At 59.2% G+C, this 24,427-nt stretch carries 21 protein-coding genes and 1 pseudogene; 13 read left to right on the top strand and 9 right to left on the bottom strand.

The features are described from left to right. The first annotated feature begins 55 nt into the window (after positions 1-55). Positions 56-1,273, top strand: a complete 1,218-nt coding sequence (gene repC, locus FHX06_RS28995; RefSeq protein ID WP_112971333.1) for a plasmid replication protein RepC — start codon at positions 56-58, stop codon at positions 1,271-1,273. Positions 1,274-1,929: 656 nt separating this feature from the next. On the opposite strand, the gene FHX06_RS28990 is transcribed toward repC, so the two are convergent. The 3 genes from FHX06_RS28990 to FHX06_RS28980 form a co-directional block, all read right to left on the bottom strand. After that, positions 1,930-2,343 carry a BLUF domain-containing protein gene (locus FHX06_RS28990; RefSeq protein WP_183881735.1) on the bottom strand — a complete coding sequence of 138 codons (414 nt, stop codon included), beginning with the start codon at positions 2,341-2,343 and terminating at the stop codon, positions 1,930-1,932. 3 nt (positions 2,344-2,346) lie between these two features. Further along, positions 2,347-3,975, bottom strand: coding sequence for a putative bifunctional diguanylate cyclase/phosphodiesterase (locus FHX06_RS28985; RefSeq protein WP_183881733.1), 1,629 nt, complete (start codon positions 3,973-3,975; stop codon positions 2,347-2,349). Positions 3,976-4,389: 414 nt separating this feature from the next. Continuing rightward, positions 4,390-4,914: an RNA polymerase sigma factor gene (locus FHX06_RS28980; RefSeq protein WP_162710063.1), complete on the bottom strand. Its 525-nt coding sequence runs from the start codon at positions 4,912-4,914 to the stop codon at positions 4,390-4,392. A 962-nt stretch (positions 4,915-5,876) separates the two neighbouring features. Here FHX06_RS28980 and FHX06_RS28975 point away from each other — a divergent pair. Then, on the top strand, positions 5,877-7,538 hold the full coding sequence (locus FHX06_RS28975) for a glycoside hydrolase family 13 protein (RefSeq protein WP_183881731.1): 1,662 nt from the start codon (positions 5,877-5,879) through the stop codon (positions 7,536-7,538). A 54-nt stretch (positions 7,539-7,592) separates the two neighbouring features. Next, complete coding sequence (treZ, locus tag FHX06_RS28970) at positions 7,593-9,563, top strand: malto-oligosyltrehalose trehalohydrolase (RefSeq protein WP_183881729.1); 1,971 nt, start codon at positions 7,593-7,595, stop codon at positions 9,561-9,563. Positions 9,564-10,258: 695 nt separating this feature from the next. Here treZ (FHX06_RS28970) and FHX06_RS28965 read toward each other — a convergent pair. Continuing rightward, positions 10,259-11,152: a LysR family transcriptional regulator gene (locus FHX06_RS28965; protein WP_113116002.1), complete on the bottom strand. Its 894-nt coding sequence runs from the start codon at positions 11,150-11,152 to the stop codon at positions 10,259-10,261. A gap of 105 nt (positions 11,153-11,257) precedes the next feature. On the opposite strand from FHX06_RS28965, the gene FHX06_RS28960 reads away from it, so the two are divergent. From FHX06_RS28960 to FHX06_RS28950, 3 genes are all read left to right on the top strand, one after another. After that, positions 11,258-12,127, top strand: coding sequence for an SDR family oxidoreductase (locus FHX06_RS28960; protein WP_112971340.1), 870 nt, complete (start codon positions 11,258-11,260; stop codon positions 12,125-12,127). A gap of 15 nt (positions 12,128-12,142) precedes the next feature. Beyond that, on the top strand, positions 12,143-12,427 hold the full coding sequence (locus FHX06_RS28955) for a hypothetical protein (protein WP_162733332.1): 285 nt from the start codon (positions 12,143-12,145) through the stop codon (positions 12,425-12,427). 134 nt (positions 12,428-12,561) lie between these two features. Beyond that, positions 12,562-12,867 (top strand): hypothetical protein, encoded by a 306-nt coding sequence (locus FHX06_RS28950; protein ID WP_112971342.1) that lies wholly within the window; start codon positions 12,562-12,564, stop codon positions 12,865-12,867. 75 nt (positions 12,868-12,942) lie between these two features. Here the strand turns inward: FHX06_RS28950 and FHX06_RS36220 are convergent, their stop codons facing one another. Continuing rightward, positions 12,943-13,173: a hypothetical protein gene (locus tag FHX06_RS36220; protein ID WP_312866603.1), complete on the bottom strand. Its 231-nt coding sequence runs from the start codon at positions 13,171-13,173 to the stop codon at positions 12,943-12,945. Between FHX06_RS36220 and FHX06_RS28945 the strand changes: the two genes are divergently transcribed. Continuing rightward, entirely contained in the window at positions 13,174-13,740 is a 567-nt protein-coding gene (locus FHX06_RS28945; protein ID WP_312866602.1) for a Crp/Fnr family transcriptional regulator, read from the top strand. 60 nt (positions 13,741-13,800) lie between these two features. Here the strand turns inward: FHX06_RS28945 and FHX06_RS28940 are convergent. Continuing rightward, a pseudogene (locus FHX06_RS28940) lies at positions 13,801-14,451 on the bottom strand (Crp/Fnr family transcriptional regulator). A 37-nt stretch (positions 14,452-14,488) separates the two neighbouring features. Further along, positions 14,489-14,662: a hypothetical protein gene (locus FHX06_RS28935; protein WP_183881727.1), complete on the bottom strand. Its 174-nt coding sequence runs from the start codon at positions 14,660-14,662 to the stop codon at positions 14,489-14,491. Between the two features lie 152 nt (positions 14,663-14,814). On the opposite strand from FHX06_RS28935, the gene glgX reads away from it, so the two are divergent. Together glgX and treZ (FHX06_RS28925) are read left to right on the top strand one after the other, a co-directional pair. Beyond that, positions 14,815-16,908 carry a glycogen debranching protein GlgX gene (gene glgX / locus FHX06_RS28930; protein WP_183881725.1) on the top strand — a complete coding sequence of 698 codons (2,094 nt, stop codon included), beginning with the start codon at positions 14,815-14,817 and terminating at the stop codon, positions 16,906-16,908. Next, positions 16,901-18,703: a malto-oligosyltrehalose trehalohydrolase gene (gene treZ, locus FHX06_RS28925; protein ID WP_183881723.1), complete on the top strand. Its 1,803-nt coding sequence runs from the start codon at positions 16,901-16,903 to the stop codon at positions 18,701-18,703. The genes glgX and treZ (FHX06_RS28925) overlap by 8 nt, the downstream gene beginning before the upstream one ends. A gap of 257 nt (positions 18,704-18,960) precedes the next feature. Here the strand turns inward: treZ (FHX06_RS28925) and FHX06_RS28920 are convergent, their stop codons facing one another. Continuing rightward, the gene (locus FHX06_RS28920; protein ID WP_246715668.1) at positions 18,961-20,961 is read right to left on the bottom strand and encodes a putative bifunctional diguanylate cyclase/phosphodiesterase; all 2,001 of its coding nucleotides are present in this window, start codon (positions 20,959-20,961) and stop codon (positions 18,961-18,963) included. A gap of 211 nt (positions 20,962-21,172) precedes the next feature. Here FHX06_RS28920 and FHX06_RS28915 point away from each other — a divergent pair, with 211 nt between their 5' ends. From FHX06_RS28915 to FHX06_RS28905, 3 genes are all read left to right on the top strand, one after another. After that, complete coding sequence (locus FHX06_RS28915) at positions 21,173-21,328, top strand: hypothetical protein (RefSeq protein WP_183881721.1); 156 nt, start codon at positions 21,173-21,175, stop codon at positions 21,326-21,328. Positions 21,329-21,710: 382 nt separating this feature from the next. Beyond that, entirely contained in the window at positions 21,711-22,022 is a 312-nt protein-coding gene (locus FHX06_RS28910) for a PepSY domain-containing protein (protein ID WP_112543763.1), read from the top strand. A 29-nt stretch (positions 22,023-22,051) separates the two neighbouring features. Continuing rightward, complete coding sequence (locus FHX06_RS28905) at positions 22,052-22,660, top strand: general stress protein (RefSeq protein WP_112543833.1); 609 nt, start codon at positions 22,052-22,054, stop codon at positions 22,658-22,660. Positions 22,661-23,190: 530 nt separating this feature from the next. Here FHX06_RS28905 and FHX06_RS28900 read toward each other — a convergent pair. Further along, a complete protein-coding gene (locus FHX06_RS28900; RefSeq protein WP_112543762.1) occupies positions 23,191-23,550 on the bottom strand; it encodes a response regulator in 360 nt (119 codons plus the stop codon). Between the two features lie 487 nt (positions 23,551-24,037). On the opposite strand from FHX06_RS28900, the gene FHX06_RS28895 reads away from it, so the two are divergent. After that, positions 24,038-24,241, top strand: a complete 204-nt coding sequence (locus FHX06_RS28895; protein WP_183881719.1) for a hypothetical protein — start codon at positions 24,038-24,040, stop codon at positions 24,239-24,241. Positions 24,242-24,427: the final 186 nt, after the last annotated feature.

Raw genomic sequence — 24,427 nt, 5'->3', positions numbered from 1 at the left:
TTTGGCATCGTTTTTGATGAGCGCTTTCCTTTTGCCTGCCGACAGGTGAGAAACGATGGAAACCGGAAATGTGACGACGCCTTTCGGGCGGCGGCCGATGTCGCTCGCGCTCGTGAGGCGGCAACAGGCCCTTGCCGAGATCAAGGCAGATAAAACCGTCGAAAAGTGGAAAGTGTTCCGAGACGCTTCTGCGGCCAAGGACCTGCTCGGCATTCAGTCGAACAGCCTTGCCGTCCTCGACGCACTCTTGAGTTTTTACCCCGACAATGAGCTGCGTCAGGATGGGCAACTGATCGTCTTTCCTTCGAACATTCAGCTGTCTTTGCGGGCGCACGCCATGCCAAGCTCCACGCTTCGCCGTCACCTTGCAGCGCTGGTCGACGTTGGCCTTATCGTTCGCAAAGACAGCGCGAACGGCAAGCGCTATGCCCGCAAGGACGCCGCCGGTGACATCGAAAATGCCTTTGGATTCGACCTGTCCCCTCTCCTCGCCCGCGCCGAAGAGCTTGCAATGCTGGCACAGCAGGTCATAGCTGAACGCATTGCGCTCAGGAAGGTCAAGGAGAACCTGACGATTTGCCGGCGTGATATCCGCAAGCTGATCTCGGCTGCGGTGGAAGAAGGGGCAAAAGGCGACTGGCAGTCGGTGGAAAGCATGTACGTTGCGCTAGTCAGCCGAATTCCGCGCGTCCCGACACTTGCCGTTGTGGCGGACATCCTCGATGAGATGAGGATGTTGAAGGACGAGGTTCTCAATCGCCTGGAAACACAGGCTCTCGCAGATAATATGAGCGGCAATGATGCTCAGAACGAGCGGCACTTACAGAATTCAAACACCGACCCATCCACTGAACTTGAACCTAGCTCTGAAAAAGAGCTGGGCGAAAAGGCAGAGAAAGATCGGGGGCCTCGGAGGGAGCCGCTAAAGGCATTCCCTCTCGGTGTCGTACTAAGGGCCTGCCCGCAGATCGGTCAGTACGGACAAGGTGGCGCGGGAATAGCAACTTGGCGTGATCTGATGTCGGCGGCGGTCGTGGTGCGATCGATGCTCGGGGTGAGCCCGTCTGCGTATCAGGATGCCTGCGAGATTATGGGTCCCGAAAACGCGGCCGTGGCTGTGGCCTGCATTCTGGAACGCGCGAACATGATCAACTCCGCCGGGGCCTATCTTCGAGACTTGACCAAGCGCACCGAGCGCGGCGAATTCTCCTTGGGGCCGATGTTGATGGCGTTGTTGAGATCTCAGGGACATGGGGATCTGCGGGCAAGCTGAGGTTGTTTGCAGCTGCAAACAGCTCATAGGGCTGCGATGGTCGGCGCGTCTCCAGTGCGTTGTACAACTATGATCTGCCGCATGGCCGAGTGACCTAAGAACGATGTGCGGTCATCCTTGCTTCTCATTGAGCGGTCTGCACCAGCAAACCCACAAGCCTTCAGGGATCTAGTCTGCGTGAGGACAGGTGGAGCCTCCAGAATACCCGGGCTCACTTCACTCAACCAACGCCCCCGGTCCTTATGGACCGAGAGCGTCGTGCAGGGAGACGCGACATCTCTCGTGACACTTCAAGAGGCTTGGCGTCGCGTCTAAAAACAAAACTTCCCTGTCATCGGGATGTTCCCGTGCCTTGTCAGCAACCAGATCGACAGCGATCGCGTCTGCTGCTGGGCGAGCCAAGGGCGCTGCATTTTCGTTCATGCCCTGCGTCGCGGTAGAGTCAGCACTGCAAGGACCACGATTGTGCCCCGAAGCCGCAACGGAGTCTCTCCTCCTGGTGAGGAATAGACTTCTCGGCAGTTTTGCGAACCGCTAGCGGACGACGCGTGTGTTTTGTCACGATTAGCGGCAATCGACGGCGAGGCCGGAGCTGGGATGCGCCTCATTTGCCGGCGTTATCAGCCAGGCACAAGCAGACCGGAGAGGCCGGCCGATTACGCTCCGACACCATCCAGGACTAGTGAACGCAGCGTCGAGACCAGAGCATCGCCTGTTAGTAGCTCGGGATCCAGAACGAGATCCGACTGGAAGCTGATCGAAGGACTGCCGACATAGGCCATGGACCAGTCGCCGAACGTGCGACCAATGATCGGAACACAATCCAGCAGCGCCACGTTGCTATGACGCTGATCTTGCTGAATCCTCTCGAAAGTCGCCTCTACCGCAGTTTGCGGTCCCTCCAGAACCTGTCCGAAAAAGCCTGAGCTGAAAAGGAGGGCACCGGTGACGTCGACGGCTGGATTGTTTCGTCGGCTAGCCGCAAGTATTCGATCAATCTCGTTGCGAAACAACGCCGGTTCGCGTTCAAGTCGATTGGAGCTGAGATAAGCCAACCTGTAGAGAGACATTTCCTAGCCTTTCGTTGCTTTGGCCAGAGACATGGCGTCGCTTGCCGACAACGGTCGTCCGGTCAGGTAGCCTTGCGCCTGGGTGCACCCATCGCGCGCGACCAACCGAAGCTGATCTTCAGTCTCGACCCCTTCGGCGATGGTCACCATGCCAAGGCTTGCGCCGAGCGCAGTCACGGCCCGCACAATTGCCGCACTGTCGGTGTTCGTTTCCAGCGTGGTGATGAACGACCGGTCGATCTTGATCTTGTCGAACGGAAACTTTTGCAAGTAGCTCAGCGACGAGTAACCTGTACCGAAGTCGTCGATCGAAATCCTGACGCCCATCGCTTTTAGCTCTCGCAGAATCGAGAGGGTTAGATCCGCGTCCTCTATGAGCGCGCCCTCCGTGATTTCCAGATCCAGTCGGGAAGGAGGAAGGCCTGAAAAAGCCAATGCGGAAGCCACCGCGGAAATCAGGCCGCTGTTTCTAAACTGAACCGGCGAGAGGTTGACGGCGACGGTGAGCTCGTCCGGCCAGCCGGCCGCTTCGGTACAGGCGGTGCGCAATACCCATTCTCCGAGCTGATCGATCATGCCGACCTGTTCGGCCACGGGTATGAACTCGACTGGCGATATGGGGCCGCGATCTGACGTGGTCCAGCGGACCAGGCTTTCGAAACCGGCCAGGATCTTGCCTGCAATCCTGTATTGGGGCTGGTAGACGACCGAAAACTCTTTCAGCACGAGAGCCCGCCGGAGCGCCACCTCGAGCTCCCGGCGTCTCTGCGCCTCATGGTCGAGTGCGGCGGAAAACAAATGATAGGTTCCCTTGCCGTCCGACTTGGCCTTGAACAATGCAAGATCGGCCTTGCGGATCACCTCATCTGGGGCATCGTCGTTCAAAGAGATACCGACGCTGGCTCCGATTTGGACCGAATGGCCCCCGATGAGGTAGGTGCGGCTGACGATTTCGATAATTCTAGCCGCAAGCGACTGGGCCGCCTCTGGTTGGGTGCCCGAGCCCTGCACAAGCGCAAATTCATCGCCGCCGACGCGAGCCAGAAGATCGCCTGGCCCGATCATCTTGGCGATGCGGTCGCCGACACGCTTCAAAAGCAGGTCACCAACCGCATGACCAAGCGTGTCATTGACCGCCTTGAACCTGTCGAGATCGACATAGAGCACGGCCGATCCTTGACGGGAGCTGGCGCCGTCACCGAGTTCAGAAAGCCTGCGCAGCAGGGCCGCGCGGCTGGCAAGACCTGTCAGGAGGTCTCGCTGCTGGCTGACGGTCATTTCCACCACATAGGAGACATCCACGAACCGCAGACTACGGCCCGCATGACTTTCGCCGAATTCTATCAGGATGGTCCTGCCGTCCCCCATTTCGAAGAGGTGGCGATCGTCGCCGCCTGCGACCGCAGCCATGATCGATCCCGTGGAGCCGGCCTTGGTCAGACCGCTTTTCTCACAGCCTGCCAGGACGTCATTCAGCATTGCGCCGACTTGAAGTCGCCCGGCGAAGAACGGGACCGCCGGACCGCTGAAGGCTACGATCCTGCCATCCGATCGGAGCCTCAATCCGGGCGCTTCGAAGGTTCCAGAGACGTCGGCGTCGTGCCAGCATCTCTTGTCAGCAATAGCAGTCATCGGGAACACCTATGTGTAACGGCCAAAAGCCATTTGTCACCAAAGACCTTAATAAAGGCCAACGGTGGATATCACGACAGGTCGGCATAGGTGCGAACACGAAGATGGGCTCCCCAGGTGCAGGTCGCAGTCGGCAGCAACTCTGCCTGCTGCACACGGGCAGGCTGCGATTTACGGCGCCCGGCCAGGGTCTGAAACTGCTGCTGCAGGTTGCAAAGTCCGGTTACGCGGGCGGAGTGACGCCAACAGGTTTCGCATATTTTTAGCGATGAAGCGGGTAGATTGCCCGTGCCGGCGCTTTAATTGCCTGGTGGAGACCCGTTTTAGATCTCTAGGCAGCTGTCTGCTTGCCGATTCCGGGTAAGAAGGTTGCGGATGAGGCGAATTTCGCCGGTCACGCCTCGCGAGGATCTCCTATGCCATTGGAATTGTCGCCGCAGCCGTAGGATTTATCTCACCCAGTATCGCTGCCAGCGCGGATCTTGCGCGCGCGATTCGGCTCTTTGCCGTGCCCATTTCACACTCGAATGCAGCCGCGATCTGTTCGTAGGTGAGGCCGTCGAGGACCATCAGCAGCGCGTTCTTCTGGTGAAGCGGCAGGGTGGAGAGCGCCGACCAGACTTGCGTTGCGTAAAGTCCGGCCTCCTGGTTACACCATCCGGTTGTTGTCGAGCTGTCGTCGACCTCGGCAACCAGCACATGACGTTTGCGGCGGTTGACGTTATTGAGGAACGTATTTCTCATAATGGTAAAACACCAGCTTTTGAGACTTGTCCCGACCGTATATTGATCGAGATGGCCCAATGCTTTCGACAACGTTTCCTGGGCTAAATCTTCGGCATCTGCGGGATCCCTCTCGAAGCGATATGCAAATCGCCGTATTGCAGGAACCAATGTCAAGACTTCCGCCTGCAGGGATTCATTGACTGCTGTGTTCATTGCGGGATCTCCTCCGACCGACCCATCGACAATGACCATGAGCAAAGGGAGTTCCGCCCCTGTCCTATAGCGTACCGAGTTATCCGATCGGTAGCTCGCACTGCGTGCAGTATATCCGGCGTCCTTCTTGCGAGCGGTTCGACCAGGGTGGGGAAGGAGGAAAATCACCAACGCAGAGATCGTACCGCACCCTTGGTCTCTTCGGGGAAACGTCGTTTCCGCAACGTTCGCTAAGAATGGTTCCAAGTCGATGGTTGCGCGCAGGTTGCTCCGATAGACCTGGCGTAGCCTCGCACTGACCGGCATGCCAAACGTCTCTTTTGACGATGAAGCTGTCGGTCCACGGCGTGCGGCCTCATAGCAATGTGAGATTGGCCAGGTTGCCGTCGTCTAATCATCGCGCTCGCGTCCTCTTCTGCCTGTGGCCGATCGCGTGTCGATTTCGTATGTGTCGGTCAGTTCCCTCGCTGACTTGCGTTCGCTCACGCCCTGCCCTCGGCCCGCAGGCGGCGGACGGCTCGGATCTGTTCATCTGCGCTGGTGTTGACCGAACCTTGCATCCGAACCTAGTTCCAAGATTCCTCAAAGTCCTATCGCGGCCACCAGATCACGATCGTCGACGTCATATACACAAAAGCCATCAACGTTGCGAGAAGTGCCCAGGCAGCGAGGCTCCGCACCCGAGGAAAGCGGCTGCTCATCGTTCGATCATGACGGTTCATTTTCATTCTCCTTACGCCTCGCGCGGGAAACGTCTTGAAGCGAGTATTGTTTCAAACGCCTGGCGCGTTGTCCTGCTCGGCCAATGAAACCGGAAATGGAACTTGAGGCCGACAGAAGCGGCCATTGCATTCGCCAGCCGCGACAGCGTGCTTGGGAACGGGGAGTGGCAAACGCGCGTTCACACCAACGGCGCGACAACGCGCGTGGCGCCCTAAGGTTGTTTGCACAAGGACGTTCGCATGGAATTACCTTCAACGAGCCGCAACGCGTGGTGGCACACGGCGACCGTCTATCAGGTCTATCCCCGCAGCTTCGCGGACAGTAACGGAGACGGCGTAGGCGACCTGCCCGGTATCACGTCCAAGCTTGAATATCTCAAGGCACTCGGCATAGAGCTGATCTGGCTATCGCCCGTCTACGCGTCGCCGATGGACGACAACGGCTATGACATTTCCGATTACCAGGCTATCGCGCCGGAATTCGGAACGTTGGCCGATTTTGACGACCTTGTCGCGCAGGCCCGTTCGCGAGGCATCGGCGTTGTCCTCGACCTCGTGGTCAACCACACCTCCGATGCCCATCCCTGGTTCGTCCAATCGCGCGCATCAAGACGGAGCGCCTATCGCGACTATTACATATGGCGCAAACCCGCCGAGGGCGGTGGTCCACCAAACCAACTGACGTCGTCCTTTGGGGGACCGGCCTGGACGCTCGACGAGCGGACCGGCGAATATTACCTGCATCTTTTCTCGCGCCGTCAACCGGACCTCAACTGGGCCAATCCAAACGTCCGCCACGAGATCTACCAGATGATGAACTGGTGGCTCGAACGAGGAATCGCCGGCTTCCGCATGGATGTCATTGATTATATCGGCAAGCAGGTGGATCAGAACATCGTGACGGACGGGCCGCATCTGCATGACTATCTCCAGGAGATGAACCGGGCGACCTTCGGTAGCCGGGACGTCATAACTGTCGGGGAGACCTGGAGCGCCACGCCTGGCTCCGCGCTGCTTTATTCCGGGCGCGCTCGCCAAGAACTTTCCATGGTCTTCCAGTTCGAGCACGTGACGCAGCAATGGGACGAGATCTACGGGAAATGGCGCTCCCAACCCTTCGACCTCGTCAAGCTCAAATCGATCCTCGGCAAGTGGCAGTATGCGCTGGCCGAGGATGGCTGGAACTCCTTGTTCTGGGGCAACCACGATCTTCCCCGCGCCGTTTCCAAATACGGTGACGTAAAGGGTTATCCGGTGGAGTCTGCCAAGATGCTGGCCACGGTCCTGCATCTTCTAAAAGGCACGCCTTTCGTTTATCAGGGCGAGGAGATCGGCATGACCAATGCTCCCTTCACCAAGATCGAACAATATCGCGATATCGAAACGCTTAACATGCACCGGCTTCATCTTGAGGCCGGCCTCTCGCCTGAAGATTTCATCAGGGGCGCAAATGAAAACGGTCGCGATAATGCAAGGACGCCGATGCAATGGAGCGCCGGCGCCAATGCCGGCTTCACCACCGGCATTCCCTGGATTGACGTCAATGAAAATTACATAGCGATCAATGCCGAGGTCGCGATGTCCGACGAACACTCGATCTGGAACCACTACCGAAGGCTGATCCTGCTCAGAAAATCCCATCCGATCATCGTCTACGGTCGTTTCCAATCCTATCTCGATCAGCATCCAGACATTTTTGCCTACACCCGTACGCTGGGCGAGCAGCGGCTGACCGTACTGGCAAACTTTTCCGCTCGTACCATCACCCTTGATCTGCCGAACGAACTGCAGGGTTCGGGCCGCTGCCTCATCAGCAATTACGATCCGGTCCATAAGGTGGATGCGGCAATGGAGTTTCGTCCATACGAAGCCTTTGCGATTCTGGCGCAGAGCAGGTCCTGACGGAACAAAAGCCTGAGACCGAGGTTCTCACGCCACCGGGCCGGAAGGACAGCCATGTCAGGATCATCACGCGAGACAGGCGATTTTCACAAGCGACGGGAACGGCGTTATGGGGCTGGTAGCGAATGCCTGGCCGATGCCGTTTCCTTTCGGGTATGGGCACCTGCACACTCGCAGGTCCGGCTTGTACTTGATCAGGCAGGCGACTATGCGATGCAGCCCGAGGACGGCGGCTATTTTCGGCTCGATCTTGACGGGGTGCGCCCCGGGCAGCTCTATGGCTTCCGGCTTGGCAAGGCCGAGGATCTGCTGGCCGATCCTGCCTCCCGGTTCCAGCCTCATGGCCCGGATAGCTGGTCCATGGTTGTCGACGCCGCGGGCTATTCCTGGCAGGACGGCGCCTGGGCGGGAGTCGAACCGGGCAGACAGGTCCTATATGAGATGCATATCGGCACCTTCACGCCCGAAGGCACGTACAGGGCTGCTGCCAGCAAGCTGCCGCTTTTGACGGAGCTCGGCATTACGTGTGTGGAGTTGATGCCGGTCAACGAGTTCTTCGGCGAATTCGGATGGGGCTATGACGGCGTTCTGCCATATGCGCCGACGAGGACCTACGGCACGCCAGACGAGCTCAAGGCTTTTGTGGACGAGGCCCACCGACAAGGTATCGCCGTCATTCTCGACGTCGTCTACAACCACTTTGGCGCCGGCGAGCGCTTCGAGCGGTTCACACCCCATTATTTTACCGACCGCTATACGAACGAATGGGGCAAATCGCTCAATTTCGACGGCGAGGAATGTGCAGGCGTTCGCGACTTCATTGCCGAAAATGCGGCCTTCTGGATCGACGAATATCATTTTGACGGCTTGAGGATCGACGCCACCCAGGCCCTCTTTGACAGCAGCGACGAGCATATCGTGGCGCATATTGCGCGAAAGGCGCGGGCAGCGGCCGAGCTGAGACCGATCTATCTCATTGCGGAAAACGAGCCTCAGGACACCCGGTTGGTCATGGCACATGCCAGCGGCGGGTGCGGGCTGGATGGGGTGTGGAACGACGACTTTCATCATTCCGCAACTGTCGCCCTCACGGGCCGAAGCGATGCCTATTATCATGACCATAGCGGAAGCGCGCAGGAGTTCGTGTCGGCGGCCAAATATGGATATTTGTTCCAGGGTCAACGCTACGATTGGCAGGACGCTAGCCGGGGCCGCCCAGGCCTGGATTTGCCGGCCCGCCACTTTATTCATTTCCTGCAGAATCACGACCAGATCGCGAATTCGGGAACGGGCCAACGCGCCGGTTGGCTCGCGTCGGCCGCGCGCATGCGGACGATGACGGCGCTCCTGCTCCTCAGCCCCCAAATTCCGATGCTGTTCCAGGGACAGGAATTTGGCGCATCAACGCCGTTCTTTTTCTTTGCGGACCACCCTGACGAGTTGGGATCGCTTGTACGCAAGGGGCGGCTTGACTTCCTGCGGCAGTTTCCGAACCTCCAGGACGAGGCCTTCGGCACCACCATGCCAGACCCAGCCGAGCCGTCCACGTTTCAAGCTTGTAAGCTTGACTGGAGCGAACGCGAACGGAACCATGCTCAGCTTGCGCTTCACAGCGATCTGCTTGCTCTACGGCGACGCACACCTGCCATCGCCGGAGCATCGCGATCCTGCCCCCGCACACAAGTCGATGGAAGTGTGCTTGGCACTTCGGCCTTCCTTCTGCGCTATTTCACGCAAGACCCGGAGGAGGAGCGCCTGCTCCTTTTCAATCTCGGCAAAAGCCTACCGGTCCAAAGCGTTGCAGACCCGCTTTTTGCGCCGCCCCTCGATTGCCAGTGGTTCGTGGAATGGTCGAGCGAAGACTTTGCATATGGTGGAAGCGGCATACGACCGGCAGACCTCCAACGACGATGGGTGCTTGACGCCGATAGCGCGATAGTCTTCGCACCACGAAAATGCGAAGGGAAGTCTGCGCCTGACGGGAAGTCGTTGCGGCATTGGCAAAAATCCGTGTCTTATCTCTAACCGCGCCTCGAAGCGGCAAGGCGTCAGCAATAGAACGTGCGGCAAGACGTCAGCGTCAGCGCAGCCGGCATTCTTTCAGTTCGACCGGCCGCCACGACACGATTTTGCCCGATCAGTTCGGCGAGCTGATGAAGACCGATCGACTTTATAAGCCAGTCCCGCACTCACGGGAGGCGTCCAGACCGGTTCGACGGCCGGACTTTTTCAGAGCGGCCATCGGGATCCATTGGTCTGTCCCGGGCAAACGAACCTGCCAGTAAGCCCATCCGTTCAGGTTCGGTGATCGTCCCATCCGGTTGACTGCCAATGCACTTGCCGCCTGCGAAAGCGTCGTAAAGTGTCGACCATTGACCACGAGTTTTCCGTTGAGGAAGCAGCCCACGAACCTCTGCCTCCCCGCCATATAAGACATCCGGGCTTCCGACCCATGCGGGACGCTGACGCCTTCCGACTGCCAGTCCATTTCCGCCTCAACTGCCCGATCGGCCGCTGCTGCCTCAGTTTTGATCACGTCTCTCACCATTCCCATTAAAACAAGTAATGTCTCCTCGTGCAGCAAGTGGACGCATTCCGGCCGCAGGATCCGTGTGCCTATCTATGTCGCGACGGTCAACTTCCAAGATCGGCGGGTGGAGCTTTGTTCGGGCCGTGGTGGGGTCTGGCCGGCCTTGTCCTGTCGGGCCTGCCAATCTGCGTCATCTTTCCATATAACCGGCAAGCTCTTCGGGCGATCCTTCGGGAAAGGCGGCCTTCAGGTGCTCCAGAAATGCCGACACGCGTGGATTGAGGAGCCGCCGCGTCGGATAGAGTGCCCAGAGACTGGTTCGATGTCCCTGCACCTCGCCCCACGCGACAAGGGTACCGGCCGCGATCTCGGAACTGACGAACGAGAGCGGCAGAGGCGCGGCGCCGACCCCTGCGCGAACAGCGTCGCGCACCATGAAGAATGAGGAAAGGCTGAGGATCGGCCTTGCTGCGATTTGCGACAATCCATCCGGGGTTATGACGTCCCACGTTTCGGCGCCAGCCATCGGTCCACGAACGATAGCGGGAACAGCATCGCCTGTGCGCGGCCGAGCAAGGGCCGGATTGGCGACGACGACGAGGCGATCGTGCAGGAAGATGCGCCCGACGAGGCTTTCGTCCGGCTTCGGATTGACGCGGATGACCAGGTCGTAAGCCTCTTCGACCATGTCCACCTCCCTGTCTTCCGTCGTGACCTGAAGGTGAACGGCGGGATTTTTTGTGATGAACCCGGCTGCAAGCTTTCCCATTGCGGTCTGCGAAAACAAAAGCGGCGCACTGATGCGCAAGTGCCCGCGCGGTGTCTGCGCGCCTGATGCGATCTCCTTCGCCGTTTCGTCGAGCTCAGTCAGCAGAGCGCTGGTGCGCGCAAACAGTGCCCGTCCCTCCTCCGTCAGCGTCAGTAGGCGCGCGCCACGCTCGAACAAGCGCACACCAAGCTGCGCCTCGAGATCAGTGACGCGTCGTGACAGCGTGGCCTTGGGTCGGCCGGTGGCGCGGGCAGCGCGTCCGACCCCTCCGTGCCGGGCAACCAGGTTGAAATCGGAGACTGCGACAAGGTCCATGTGCGTTCCACCTGCGAGACGGTTTGTCCAGAATTGGCGTCTATCGGTGCGAATGTGGATCGTTATGCTGATCTCTGTCAACGGAAACCAAACTGGAGTCAAACCATGACCATACTTGTTACCGGTGCCACGGGTCGGGTTGGCCGCCGCGTCGTCGACCAACTCCTCGCCCGCAACGCCACCGTCCGCGTCCTCACCCGCGACCCCTTGAACGCCCGCTTGCCGGCTAGCGTGGAGATCGCCCACGGAGACCTGCTTGATATTGACGCCATGCGCAGCTCCTTGAATGGCATTGACACGCTCTTCCTGCTGAATGCCGTCACCGGCGATGAATTCGCCCAGGCGATCATCTCGCTCAACATCGCCCGCCAAGCGGGTGTGCGTCGGATCGTCTATCTGTCGGTGTTCGACGCCGATCGCGCGGTCAACGTGCCGCATTTTGCGGTCAAGTGGGGTGCCGAGCGCATGCTCCATGATATGAACTTCAGCGCCACGATCCTGCGCCCGACCTATTTTATCGATAACGAGGTCATGATCAGGGATGTTATCCTCGAGCACGGTATCTACCCGATGCCGATCGGCAGCAAGGGTATTGCCATGGTGGATACCCGAGATATCGGCGAGGTAGCCGCGATGGAACTGATCCGACGGGAGCAAGGCCCCGAGACATTGCCGATTGAAACGATCAACCTGGTGGGGCCTCACACGCTTACTGGCGCGAACGTGGCGTCGATCTGGTCCGACCTGCTTGGGCGCCAGATCGTTTATGCAGGCGATGACCCGGGTCCATTCGAGCAGAGACTTTCTGCCGGCATGCCGAGCTGGACAGCCTACGAGATGCGCCTCATGGCCGAGCGCTATGTCAGCGACGGCATGATACCAAACGAGGGTGATGTCGAGCGACTGACGCGCATGCTAGGTCGCCCGTTACATTCCTACCGCGACTTCGCAGGTGAGATCATTGCCGCAGCCTGAGACGCTGCAGGCACGATGCTGGACGATACTCTCGGCGCTGGCGGCAGACGCCAGCGTTCCGCAGGGCTCGCAGCCCCCTTTGCTGCCGTCGCTTGGGCAAGATCCCGATCCTGGCTGAGATCCACATCGCCCCAGATCGATGTTTTGTGCGTCAGCGACTTTGATTTCCTGCTCTGCCTGATCTCGACGATGAACGGTCTGGTCTGGCGCATCTATCCTCCGCGGGGCAAACCTTCGGCAACGACAGCCGTGGTATCGGCCATGGGAACGGCGCCTGCGCACAAATGTTCCATGGCGTAGCAGGGAACGGTACGGTGGATCCGCGGTGCCTGATCTGGCCGAATGATCAAGGCGGCCAGGCGAGGACTGATGTGGCGACCTTGACGCCGAGGCGTCGAGTAGCCATTTCACCGCCGCCGACCCAGAGGACAACCATGCGCGACTTTGTCAATGCCACATTCGGATCGTTGGAACTTGCGGTGATCGCCGATGCACTGGAGGAGTGGCGGGTTAAAACAGGGGTCAGTCGTCAAGCCCCTGAATACGAGATCGCCGCCGCCGCTATCATGACCCTGTTCCGTCAGGGTCACAGAACGCTCCCCGCCTTGCGGGCCGCCATGAGCGTCCATAAATGGCTTTCCGAGGATATGCGATTTCTTTCCAGCTCGCATTGTAGAGCTGATTCTGGTGACGTGCGGGGCTCTTTACCTGCCAAATCCGCCAAATCCGCAGGGACATAGGTAAACCTGCTCTCCTCAACGATCTGCAGGAATGCGCCGAAGCGTATGCCAGCGTACAGAAAAACATCTGCAAAATCATAATGCTATAGAATCGGCAGCCGTCGGGGAAAGCACAGGGCTGGGCGGTCGCAGCATTCGCTTGCGCCCGTAGTCGAGGCCATGCACATTTCTGAGAACGCTTACAATGGCAATCGCCTTCTCGCGCGCTTGCCCGACCATGAAATTCAAAATATAGCGCCAGCGCTTCACCCGGTTGATCTGCCACGCGGCACCGTCATTGTCGGCGTCGAGCGCGTCATCGATCACGTGTACTTCCTCTGTCGCGGCATCGGATCGGTCGTCGCGGTTTCAGCGGACGGGCTGAGAGGAGAAGCGGGCATGTTCGGTCGCGAAGGCTTCTCGCCGACATCAGCCGGGGTGGGCGGCACGATCAGCATTCACGAGGTCCTGATCCAGGTCTCCGGATCCGGTTTTCGAATGTCGCTTGCAGCTATGCATTCCTTGATTAATCAAAACCCGGTCTTTGCCAATCTCCTGGCGCGATTCATTCAAAGTCTCGTCTCGCAGATCTCCTTTACAGCTTTTTGTAATGCCAATTACCAGGTCGGGGAACGTTTGGCCCGCTGGTTGCTAATGTGTCACGATCGCATGGATGGAGATGAAATCACGCTCACGCATGATTTCATCTCGCTCGTTCTGTCGGTTCGAAGGCCGAGCGTAACGAACGCGATCCATGTCCTGGAGGGCAGGAAGCTTATCCTTGCAGAGCGCGGTCGCATCACGATCCGGGATCGAAAGGGGCTCGAAGAATTTGCCGGCGGCGCCTATGGAAAGCCGGAGCAGGAATACCGACGGCTCATTGGCGAAATCTAGGCCTCAGCACCCACCGCGCCGGTCGTCCCCTTTGCTCCAGACGGCAAGAAGGCACGCATGTTAGAAGACACCCGTCATCAGGCGACGGTAGGCTTCCTCGGGTCTGCCGTACGCATCCTTGGCGAATTCTTCTAGCCCGGACCTGTTTCGAATGGTGATCATGGCGCGATCGGCTCGAATAAGACCGTTACCCTCCAGCATGTGAAGGGATGTCGTCACGCTCGGGCGGCGAACCGCCAGCATGAGAGCGATAAACTCATGGGTAAGGGCCAGCTCGTGTCCGGAAACCCTGTCGTGGCACATGAGCAGCCAGCGGGCGAGCCTTTGGTTGACATCGTGAATCGCATTGGAAATGGCTGTATAGGCCACCTGGATGGAAAAAGCCTCGGTCGATCGAGCGAGCAGCCTGGCGAAGTTTCGGTTCTGCTCCATCCATTGGCAAAATCGGGCGGAATCGATCCGATAGCCCTCACCTTGAACTTGGACAGAACGTCATGCGCGCTTAACGCCACGCCAGCAGCAGCGCTCGTCGGCACGAAGCCGTCAAAGCCAAAGAGGCCAGACGTGATCGATAAAGCCGCCAGCGCTCGTCAGCTTCAGCCCGCGAGGCAGATCGACGTGCTCGAATTCAGCCGCAAGCTGCGCATAATCTGGCTCCGGCAACAAGGCCAGAAGCTTGTTTCGCATCAGGGACTGCTTGGGAAGGCCCACGGTTTCTCCTTCGGCAGTATCTGCGCCGATCGCACCATCATTGTGACTGGTTGATCGCGTGAGGAGCCGGTTGTCCTTGCTGCTTTTCCGGCGTGAACACGAAGAAGTAGAGGCCCGCGATCGCCAGGGCGGCGATAAACAGAACCACAATGAATGACAGCATGCCGTTTGAAGCGCGGCGATCGGTGTTTTGACGAGTGGTTTTTTTCATGGCGCTCCAACCGCGCCCCACCGCGAAAGTTCCGGGCTTTGCGGCAAAATCGCAGAACCGGCCTCCAACAGTTACCGGTACGAAACAGGACAGGCCGGGAACTATCGAGCCCCGTGCGGATTTAGAGGCTCGCAACACCACGAGGCGGAAACATGACACAATCAAAGCTGGAAATCTTGCCGGGCGAGCATACGCGTCTTGGCGCCAATTGCGACGACGAGGGCGTCAATTTCGCTGTGTTCAGCGCTCATGCGCAGCGCGTTGAACTCTGCATCTTTTCGGACGACGGAAAGTCGGAGGTCGAGCGCCTTGTTCTGCCGGAATTTACCAATGAGATCTGGCACGGTTACGTCCCCGGACTGAAACCAGGTAGCCTATACGGTTTGCGTGTGCATGGGCCTTATGAGCCCCAGAACGGTCATCGCTTCAACGCCAACAAGCTGTTGATCGATCCCTATGCAAGGGAATTGGTCGGGGACATCCGCTGGGGGCAAGCCCAGTTCGGTTACCAGATGGACAGCGACGAAAAGGATCTTTCCTTTGACGAAAGCGACAGCGCCGCATTCATGCCGAAATGTAAGGTAGTGGATCCCTCCGCTTATGACTGGGGAAATGACACCGGGCCAGCGATCCCTTGGGCCAGGACGATCTTTTACGAGACACATGTCAAGGGATTTACGCAACTGCACCCGGCGGTGCCCGAAAAGCTTCGCGGCACGTTCGAAGGGCTCGGGCAGCGGGCAATCGTTGACTACGTAAAGAGCCTCGGCGTCACATCGATCGAACTGCTGCCGGTCCACTGGTTTGCCGATGATGCCCATCTTCTCGACAAGGGTTTGAGAAACTACTGGGGCTATAATAGCCTCGGTTTCTTCGCGCCGGCCTCCCGCTATTTCGGCCCGCAAGGCATTGCCGGTTTTCGTGACATGATCCGCGCCTTTCATGACGCCGGCATCGAAGTCATCCTCGACGTCGTCTACAACCATACTGCCGAAGGCAATGAGTTGGGTCCCACCCTGTGCTTCAAGGGCATCGACAACTTTTCCTATTATCGCACCATGCCGGACGAGCCGCGCTACTACATCAACGACACGGGAACCGGCAACACAGTCAACACCTCACATCCCCGCGTGCTGCAGATGGTCACCGATTCATTGCGCTATTGGGCGCAGGACATGCATGTCGACGGTTTTCGCTTTGATCTCGGCACCATCCTTGGTCGCGAGCCCGAAGGTTTCGACCAGCGCGGAGGGTTTTTCGACGCCGTCGGCCAGGACCCGGTCCTGGCGAAGGTCAAATTGATCGGCGAGCCTTGGGACATTGGCCCTGGCGGCTACCAGGTTGGGGGATTCCCGCCGGGATGGGCGGAGTGGAACGACAAATATCGCGACACCGTTCGTGACTATTGGAAGGATCAGGATGGAACCACGCAGGACTTTGCCGCGCGCGTTCTCGGCTCCGGCGATGTCTACGACCTGCGCGGACGACGACCATGGGCCGGCGTCAATTTCATCACCGCCCATGACGGCTTCACGCTGAACGATCTCGTTTCCTATAACGACAAGCATAATGAGGCCAATCAGGAGGACAATCAGGACGGTCACAGCGACAATCGCAGCTTCAATTACGGCGTGGAAGGACCGACCGAGGACGAGGGTATCAACCTCGCCCGAGAGCGACAGAAACGCAACCTGCTCGCCACGCTCTTCCTGTCGCACGGAACGCCCATGCTGCTGGCCGGCGACGAATTCGGCCGCAGTCAGATGGGGAACAACAATGGTTACTGCCAGGACAGCGATCTCAGCTGGGTGCACTGGGACGGCCTGCCTGCAAGCGCCGAAGCGCTGCGCGAATTTACAAAAAAACTGATTGCATTGCGCCATGCACAGCCGATCCTGCGACGCGAGAACTGGCGCGATGGCATGGTCGTCTCGTGGCTCAATCCCGGTGGCGGGGAGCAGACCGACGAACAGTGGGCTGATGCGGGCAGCACGACCATCGGCCTCAGGCTGGAGCGACGCCAGACAGAACGAGACAGCGGACTGTGGGAGGACGTGTTGATCCTGTTCAACCCACATGATGGCGATGTTTCCTTCTTGCTTCCGCAAATCGACATCGGTTGGACGGTCGTGCTTGAGACGGCCGATCCGGACGGCCACGCCCGACCGGTCGACGGCTCGAACTACGTTCTCACCTCACGCAGCCTCGTGGTCCTGAAGGCAGGCATCGGTGGCGATCATGACTGAATACGACTTTGGCCCCCGTATCGCCGGGGAAGCCGTGCATTTTCGCCTTTGGGCGCCACTCCAGGCCGAGGTCTTTCTGGCGATTGAAGGTGGCGAAACAGTTCCGATGACGCGCCTTGACGATGGCTGGCACCGATGCGAGATCGAAGGCGCGACGCCCGGGACCGCCTATTCTTTCATCCTGCAGGACGGTGTGTCCGTTCCCGATCCGGCTTCGCGATACCAGCCGCGCGATGTACACGGTCCGAGCGAGGTCGTCGATCCAAACGGCTTCCAATGGAAAACCGGGAACTGGATTGGTCGCAGCTTGGAGGATCTCGTCCTCTACGAGCTGCACGTCGGCGCATTTACCCCCGAAGGAACCTTCGCCGCTGCCATCGATCGCCTCGACCATCTAAAATCGCTCGGCGTGACGGGCATACAGATCATGCCGATTGCCGATTTTCCCGGTCGTCGCGGTTGGGGCTACGATGGGGTGTTGCCTTACGCGCCCGACAGCAGCTACGGCCGTCCCGAAGAGTTGAAACGGCTCGTCGACGAAGCCCATGCGCGCGACATCTGTGTTTTCCTGGACGTGGTCTATAACCATTTCGGCCCGGATGGAAATTACCTGCCGCTCATGGCGCCGCTTTTTACGGACCATCATAAGACGCCCTGGGGCAACGCCGTCAATTATGATGGGGAAGGCTCCCGGCTGATCCGGGAGTTCGTCGTTCAAAACGCCATCTACTGGATCAGCGAGTTCAGGTTCGACGGTCTGCGCCTCGATGCGGTTCACGCGATCAAGGATGGCTCCAAGGAGCACCTGCTCCACGAGTTGGCGCGGCGCGTGCGCTCGGCAGCCGGTGAACGAAAGATCCATCTCGTCGTCGAGAATGAAGACAATGATGCTTCGCTTCTCGTTCGCGACGACGAGGGTCGGCCACGGTTCTATTCGGCGCAGTGGAACGACGATGTCCATCATGTCCTGCACGTTGCCGCGACCGGAGAAACTTTCGGCTACTATGCCGATTATGCGGATGAACCGGAAAAGATCGGGCGAGGTTTGGCGGAAGGTTTCGTGTTCCAGGGGGAGCATATGCCCTATCGCGGAGACGAACGGGGAACGATCAGCAAACATCTGCCGCCCTCCGCATTCATCTCGTTCATTCAGAACCATGATCAGATCGGCAACCGGGCTCTTGGCGACCGCATGGTCGCCAGCCGGCCCGTCGCCGTGCTTCAGGCAATTGCTTGCGTCTACCTTTTGTGTCCGCAAGTGCCGATGATTTTCATGGGAGAAGAATGGGGTGCTGAAGAACCCTTTCCCTATTTCTGTGACTTCAACGACGATCTCAACGAGAAGGTCAGGTCCGGCCGCCGCCAGGAACTCTCCCGCCTGCCCGGTTTCGACGCCGACGACTTGCCGGATCCGACAGCGGAGGCGACCTTCGCCTCGGCGAAGCTCGACTGGACGAAACGCGAAACGGACAGAGGCAGACAGTGGCTGGAGTTTTATCGTGGCCTGATTGCGTTGCGCCGGAAGCATATCGCGCCGATGGCGACAGGGGCAAGCGTTAGCGGGCGATATCGCGCGTCGAACGGGGGCGGCCTGAAAGTCGAGTGGCAACTCTTTGATGGGCGAAAGCTGCAGCTTCGTGCCAACCTCAGCGAACACGCTGACAAGACCGATGAAGCGGCAGCCGACGAGCAGATCTTCTTCCAGTTCGGCTCGTTCGTATCGGGTCGGCTGGCTCCATGGTCGGTCGTCTGGTCCTTGGTCTCGTCGCCCCAGGTCCCGAATATGCAGGAATGAGCGATGGCAGCCTGGATAGCGCTTGCCTCGCCGCGGCCTGTCTTTGCTTGGACGACAGTCACAAGATCCACCGTTGGATCAGGCAAGGCCCGTTAAACGCGCCATATCGGATCCCTCGATTGCCGGCGTCTTCACCATCGCGTCGATCCCGGCGGATTCAACGGGCCTCGACAGGAAGTACCCCTGGATCTCGTCGCAGCCAAGCTCGGCCAGTCGTCTGCTCTGGCACGCCGTCTCTATTCCCTCGGCCGTGGTCTTCAGGCATGGGCCAGGTCGACGATCGCGTGGACGATTGCTTCGTTGCTGCCGGCATCACCCATCTGATCGATAAAGCACTTGTCAATTTTGATCCGGTCGACGTCGAGCGCCTGAAGCCGACCGAACGAGGAGAAGCCGGTGCCGAAGTCATCGAGCGCGAAGCGCACGCCGAGCCGCCTTAAGGCCTCGATATTGCGTCGGCATGTTCCGTCATCGTCGATCACGGCGCTCTCGGTAATTTCAATTTCAAGCCTGCGGGGATCGAAGGCGTGCCTGTTCAGCGCAGCGGTGACACGCAGCGCATAATTGTCATGGCGAAGCTCGATTGGGGATGCATTGACGGCTAAACCGAGGTCCGGCCAGCGCTTGGCCGCATGGAGTGCCGTTTGAAGCACGAGGTCGCCCAGCCGGTCGATAAGCCCCGCCTCTTCAGCAATCGGAATGAAGACGTCTGGGCAAATCATCCCCTTGGCGGGATGTCGCCAGCGGGCAAGGGCTTCCACCGAGATCATCCTGTTGTCGCCGGCCAGGTAGACGGGTTGGTAATGGACCTCGATCTGACGGCCCTCTGAAAGGGCCGTGCGCAGGTCTTGCTCCAATGCGCGTCTGGCGCTGATAAGGCCCTCCATGTGCTGCCCAAAGATCGCGTAGCGGTTTCGTCCTGCCGCCTTGGCTTGATGGAGTGCGATGTCGGCTTGGCGAACGATCGCCTGTGCGTCGCTGGCCGCGGGCTCTGCGAAGGCAATACCGATCGTAAGCCCGATCAGGATCGGCTGCCCATCTATTTCGAAGGGCTGGCGAATCGCGCCGATCAGCTTCTCCGCAAGCGCCTCGACGGCGTCTCGTTGTTCGGCCGGCGCCACGGCCGTGAATTCGTCGCCCCCGATGCGCGCCAAGAAGACATCAACCCCTGCAACCGCGCTCAGGCGCTTCGCCACCTCTGCAATGAGCTTGTCGCCGGTCGGGTGTCCAAGCGTGTCGTTGACCTGTTTGAAACGGTCGAGATCGAGGAACAGCACTGCAGCCTGCCCCGCCGCCAGGCGCCGTGATACTTCCGCGGTAAACGAGGCGCGGTTTGGCAAACCCGTCAGGCTGTCAAAATGGGCAAGGTGAAATAGCCTGCTCTGGCTGTCCATGAGACGCTCGGAACGTTTGTGCAGCACCAGCGCAAAGCCTGACACCACGGCAAGCAGGAGCAGCGCACCTGCGACAAAGACGGGTTCCGTTTGCCTGAGCGCACGCGTTCCCGGCCGGAACGGCGTCCAGCTGAAAAAGCCGAGGGGATCGCCGGCGGTCGATTTGATGGGATAATAGAGCCGCTCGGCGTGACTACCCTTGGCTCGCTCATAACGCATATCCGCAAAGAGATATTCTGCGCCCATCGTCTGAGCGAAATCACCATCGAGATAGCGCAGCACTATATGGATTGCTTCGGTGCCTTGGACCTGCGCCAGATCTCCGGTGTCGGATATGACAGGTTTTGCGCTCAGGATGGCCGGCCTTCCGGAGATGGCGACGATTTCAGACTCTCCGATACTCAACGTCTGTTCTGTCTTGCCCTGCTCATCTCCCCGAGCCAATCTCTGCCGGAGCTTTTCGGCCAAGGGGACGACATAGGTATCGACCTTCGAGAACGCCTCGGCCGCGCCAGGTGCGTCGGAAAGATAGGAGAAGATCGGTGATCCGCTCGCATCGAGGACGAAGGCACCATCATGGCCGAAATAGGTCTGCATCCACCGACCAAGGTTGGCATTGATCCATTCCTGGTCGCGCGCGGCAACCTTGCGCACGGCGTCGTCCCAGACCGTGGCGCTTTCCTGGTCGTGAGCGATCGCCGCTTGCTGTTTTCCGACAGTCACATCGACAAGCCGCTCCTGGCGGGCAATCGACATCTGGTCAGATTGTCTGGTGGCCCACAGCATCGTGGCATAGATTGAGCCCAGGATCGCGCCCGCAAGCAAGCTCGGCAGGACGATCCGCATCGGCAGACGGGTCTTCATGAATTGCATTGCTGTCGCTCGCATCCCAGTGACGAGAGCAGTAACCGCGATCGGTTAAAAATATGGGAAAATACTAATGTACGAAAGCGTACGCAAGGATCGACAAGCCGCAGGGCGAGATGACAACTGAGGCGAGCTCGGCCTTTGCCGGGTGGACTCGGCGTTTTTCCTTGCCGGCGCAACCTTTCGTTTGATCAATAGTTACGCTGGCATGAGCAATACCGAGGTAAAGACCAGCCGGAGCATGATCAAGTTCGTGCTCACCATCTTCATCATCGCGATCCTAGTCGCACTCACCTATCTCCTGTTTTTCACGCCCGGGGAACCGACCCCTGTCGCGCAGAGCGTGAATGAAGTTGCCCGCTGATCCTCAGGAACGAGCGGCACCGGAATGCCTGAGTGCCCTGCCAAAGGCTGTCCAGCTCGTGCGAGGACAGGATCGGCGGCCTCAAACCGAATGACTTTCCCGCATGCCTTACTGCCGAACCCGATATCTCGGCAAGTCCATTGCACGCAGCAGCGATTGTCTGGTCGACCCGTGGCCGTGGCACCGGAAACCGCCACTTTTTCGATGCCACGAGCGTAGCCCAGATCATTCCGAAGGCCTTCGTTCCCTTACCGTCGCTGCCGCCCGCTCAATGCTTCCGCCTTTGCCGCGCTACCCTGCAAAGCGCTGTGCAATCAATCGCCTAAGATCTGGAACCTTTTGCTTTTCTTGAAGTTTGTGTTGAGCAAACGAGGAGACCATCATGCATAAGATCGCGCTAGTTTCGCTTGGCCTGCTGCTTTCGCCAATCGCCGCCTTCGCCCAGAGCGAAACCCCGGCGACGTCGCAGACCACGCCGGCCGTCAACACTGAACACAATCCTGGCGCGCCCGTCGCTGGCAAGAATAGTTTCACCGAAGACCAGGCCAAGTCCAGGATCGAAGCGGCTGGCTATACCGATGTTTCAGGCCTCAAGCTCGATGACCAGGGCGTATGGCGGGCAAGTGCCAAAAAGGACGGCAAGGAGTCCGGCGTCTCTCTGGACTTCCAGGGCAACGTGACAATGGCCAAGTGACACTGAAGAACCAGATCGAGGATACAAACATGCAGACGATTACGGGACTCTATGACAGCTACGACGATGCCAGGGCGGCCGTTCGGGCGCTGGAGGATGCTGGCATATCTTCGGATGATATCAGCATTGTGACGAATAAGGCCAATGGTGCCGAGGTGGAGGGACAGGGAAGCTATGCTGCCGAAGGCGCGGGCACAGGCGCAGGCGTCGGTGCCGTGGCCGGTGGCGCGGGTGGTCTACTTACAGGCCTGGGCCTGATGGCGATACCGGGGGTTGGACCAGTGGTGGCTGCGGGCTGGCTTGTGGCCACCGCCGCTGGTGCAGCTGCAGGCGCAATTGCCGGCGGCGCGGTCGGCGGGATGGTCGGGGCAATGATCAAAGAGGGTGTTCCCGAAGAAGAAGCGAACTTCTACGCCGAAGGCGTCCGCCGCGGCGGCTCGGTCGTTACCGCAAGAGTGGACGAAACTCGGCTTGCTGAAGCCAGGACGATCCTTCATCAGTCTCGGCCGGTCGACTATAACGCACGCCGAGCCAGCTATCAGGCGCAGGGCTGGAGCCGCTTTGACGAGACCGCGCAGCCCTACACGCGCGAGCAGATCGATGCGGAGCGTCAGCGTTACGGCTCGAACCGCGTATAAGCGATAACGCATTTTCCAGATCTGGCGGCTGTTGCGGCCGCCAGATCATTTCGGGTAAGATCACGGTGCCGAACGTGCCTGGAATCCAGATCACGGGAAACGCCTTCGCCCTCTGTTTAAGCCGACGCTTCTTTTCAGGCGCCGCGAAATACGTTTCAGCTACAACTCCTCCCGCCCCTTCCGCCTCTATGGCATAACCGAGTGCCTCGATCTTTTGCCGCGGGTATGACGTCGCCGATGCCGGCTTTCGTCTCGAGCACGATCTCAGGCATGCCGGTTCCATATGACGGCGTCCCATGTCTCGATAGGCGCGCCTCTTTTCAAGAATCGCAGGACCATCAGCCGGCTGAACGTCAATGAGTGCCTTGGACGGGAGAGCGGCCCGTCCGCGTGTTTTTGGCAGGGCCGAAGATGACATGTCCGAGGCTAGCCGGCATGTCCAGATCATTGCCCGGTCTTGGACAAACATGATCCGCATCCTGCCTTTCTGGACATTCAGCTTCTTCGGCGGGGACCGGTCTTGTCTATGCCTATTCGATCGCGGAGCGCTGCGCAAACGCTCTCGCCAGGCTTCGGCGGACAGCGCTGTCGGAGAAGGGCTTTACGATGACGTCGAGCGACCCTTCGCGGCCAGAGCCGACGGCCCCTGGCGCGCCAGTGACGAAGATTACCTTGATCTGGAAACGGTCGATCAGTCGGCGCGCCAATGCAGCACCGCTTGGTCCGTCCGAAAGACTAAGGTCGACAAGTGCGGCATCCGTACGCGGAGCATGGGCAAGAGCCTGCTCCAGCGTCGTAACGAGCCCAACGACCTGGTGCCCCTCCTCCAACACGATCCGTTCAAGGTCCGCGGCAATGATCGGCTCGTCTTCGACGATAAGAACGCGCAATATTTCCTCCCTGACTTCACGCCGCCCGTCCCGTCATTTCCCGTCACGGCATCCGTAACGATGGACCTCCCCAAGCGGGGCTCGAGCTTATAGCGGCGCACCCTCTCACGGCAGTCGGCGGGCGACGGATCCATAACCTGCACAGCCATTGACTGTTCCCATTCCTCGAGCGTTCAAAGAGATAATTTTGAGGGGCGAACGTGGATCGGCATGTCGCAAAATGTTGGATGGCGGCTTGATGAAAGCTGTTTTATTGGGCGCCAGAGCTGTCGGAGCGCCGCGCTTGCTGTATGTCAGGAGCTTGATCGGATTTTGCCGACTGTCGCGGCTCGCGCGCTCATCGCACTCACAGGCCCGCGGAGGAACTTCTTACCCTTTTCCGGATTAGGCGCTTATCGGCCTTGTGGCTGCGATATAAAGGACAGAAGGTGAGATTCGGTACGAGTTTTAGAATTCGAGCACTGAAGCGAGACGAGGTTAAAAGCCAATGGGCGCCGAAATCGATCGCCTTCTGAACGGCAAGCGCGTCCTGATCGTCGAGGATGATTATTTCATTGCCGACGAGACGCGACGCGCTTTGGAAAGCGCCGGGGCAATCGTCATCGGCCCGGCCTCGTCAGTCGAAAGCGCACTCGCCCTGATCGACAGCACTACGCCTGATGGCGCCATTCTCGACATCAGATCCTTTTGAACGGTGCCTCGCCAGCAATGGTATAGCTTGTCGCTCGGGCTCGGGCAGGAACGTGCGTTGGTGTGGATACTCCTTGCACTCGAGCGTCGGAGACCCGTTCGGCTTTATTATAAGCGATGAAGGACGTGGGGTGACGGCTGGAGGTGCCCCTGATCGAACCGGCAGCCTTCATGACATCGAAACGAG

The organism is Rhizobium sp. BK512 (assembly GCF_014194915.1).
Classification (GTDB): domain Bacteria; phylum Pseudomonadota; class Alphaproteobacteria; order Rhizobiales; family Rhizobiaceae; genus Rhizobium.
The sequence above is the reverse complement of the archived record's forward strand: the minus strand, read 5'-3'. Positions and strand labels throughout refer to the sequence as shown.

Excerpts from the sequence above, each read along its gene's own strand:
- repC (WP_112971333.1), top strand. The coding sequence starts at position 56 with ATGGAAACCGGAAATGTGACGACGCCTTTCGGGCGGCGGCCGATGTCG.
- FHX06_RS28990 (WP_183881735.1), bottom strand. The coding sequence starts at position 2,343 with ATGTCTCTCTACAGGTTGGCTTATCTCAGCTCCAATCGACTTGAACGC.
- FHX06_RS28985 (WP_183881733.1), bottom strand. The coding sequence starts at position 3,975 with ATGACTGCTATTGCTGACAAGAGATGCTGGCACGACGCCGACGTCTCT.
- FHX06_RS28980 (WP_162710063.1), bottom strand. The coding sequence starts at position 4,914 with ATGAACACAGCAGTCAATGAATCCCTGCAGGCGGAAGTCTTGACATTG.
- FHX06_RS28975 (WP_183881731.1), top strand. The coding sequence starts at position 5,877 with ATGGAATTACCTTCAACGAGCCGCAACGCGTGGTGGCACACGGCGACC.
- treZ (WP_183881729.1), top strand. The coding sequence starts at position 7,593 with ATGTCAGGATCATCACGCGAGACAGGCGATTTTCACAAGCGACGGGAA.
- FHX06_RS28965 (WP_113116002.1), bottom strand. The coding sequence starts at position 11,152 with ATGGACCTTGTCGCAGTCTCCGATTTCAACCTGGTTGCCCGGCACGGA.
- FHX06_RS28960 (WP_112971340.1), top strand. The coding sequence starts at position 11,258 with ATGACCATACTTGTTACCGGTGCCACGGGTCGGGTTGGCCGCCGCGTC.
- FHX06_RS28955 (WP_162733332.1), top strand. The coding sequence starts at position 12,143 with ATGCTGGACGATACTCTCGGCGCTGGCGGCAGACGCCAGCGTTCCGCA.
- FHX06_RS28950 (WP_112971342.1), top strand. The coding sequence starts at position 12,562 with ATGCGCGACTTTGTCAATGCCACATTCGGATCGTTGGAACTTGCGGTG.
- FHX06_RS28935 (WP_183881727.1), bottom strand. The coding sequence starts at position 14,662 with ATGAAAAAAACCACTCGTCAAAACACCGATCGCCGCGCTTCAAACGGC.
- glgX (WP_183881725.1), top strand. The coding sequence starts at position 14,815 with ATGACACAATCAAAGCTGGAAATCTTGCCGGGCGAGCATACGCGTCTT.
- treZ (WP_183881723.1), top strand. The coding sequence starts at position 16,901 with ATGACTGAATACGACTTTGGCCCCCGTATCGCCGGGGAAGCCGTGCAT.
- FHX06_RS28920 (WP_246715668.1), bottom strand. The coding sequence starts at position 20,961 with ATGAAGACCCGTCTGCCGATGCGGATCGTCCTGCCGAGCTTGCTTGCG.
- FHX06_RS28915 (WP_183881721.1), top strand. The coding sequence starts at position 21,173 with ATGAGCAATACCGAGGTAAAGACCAGCCGGAGCATGATCAAGTTCGTG.
- FHX06_RS28910 (WP_112543763.1), top strand. The coding sequence starts at position 21,711 with ATGCATAAGATCGCGCTAGTTTCGCTTGGCCTGCTGCTTTCGCCAATC.
- FHX06_RS28905 (WP_112543833.1), top strand. The coding sequence starts at position 22,052 with ATGCAGACGATTACGGGACTCTATGACAGCTACGACGATGCCAGGGCG.
- FHX06_RS28895 (WP_183881719.1), top strand. The coding sequence starts at position 24,038 with ATGGGCGCCGAAATCGATCGCCTTCTGAACGGCAAGCGCGTCCTGATC.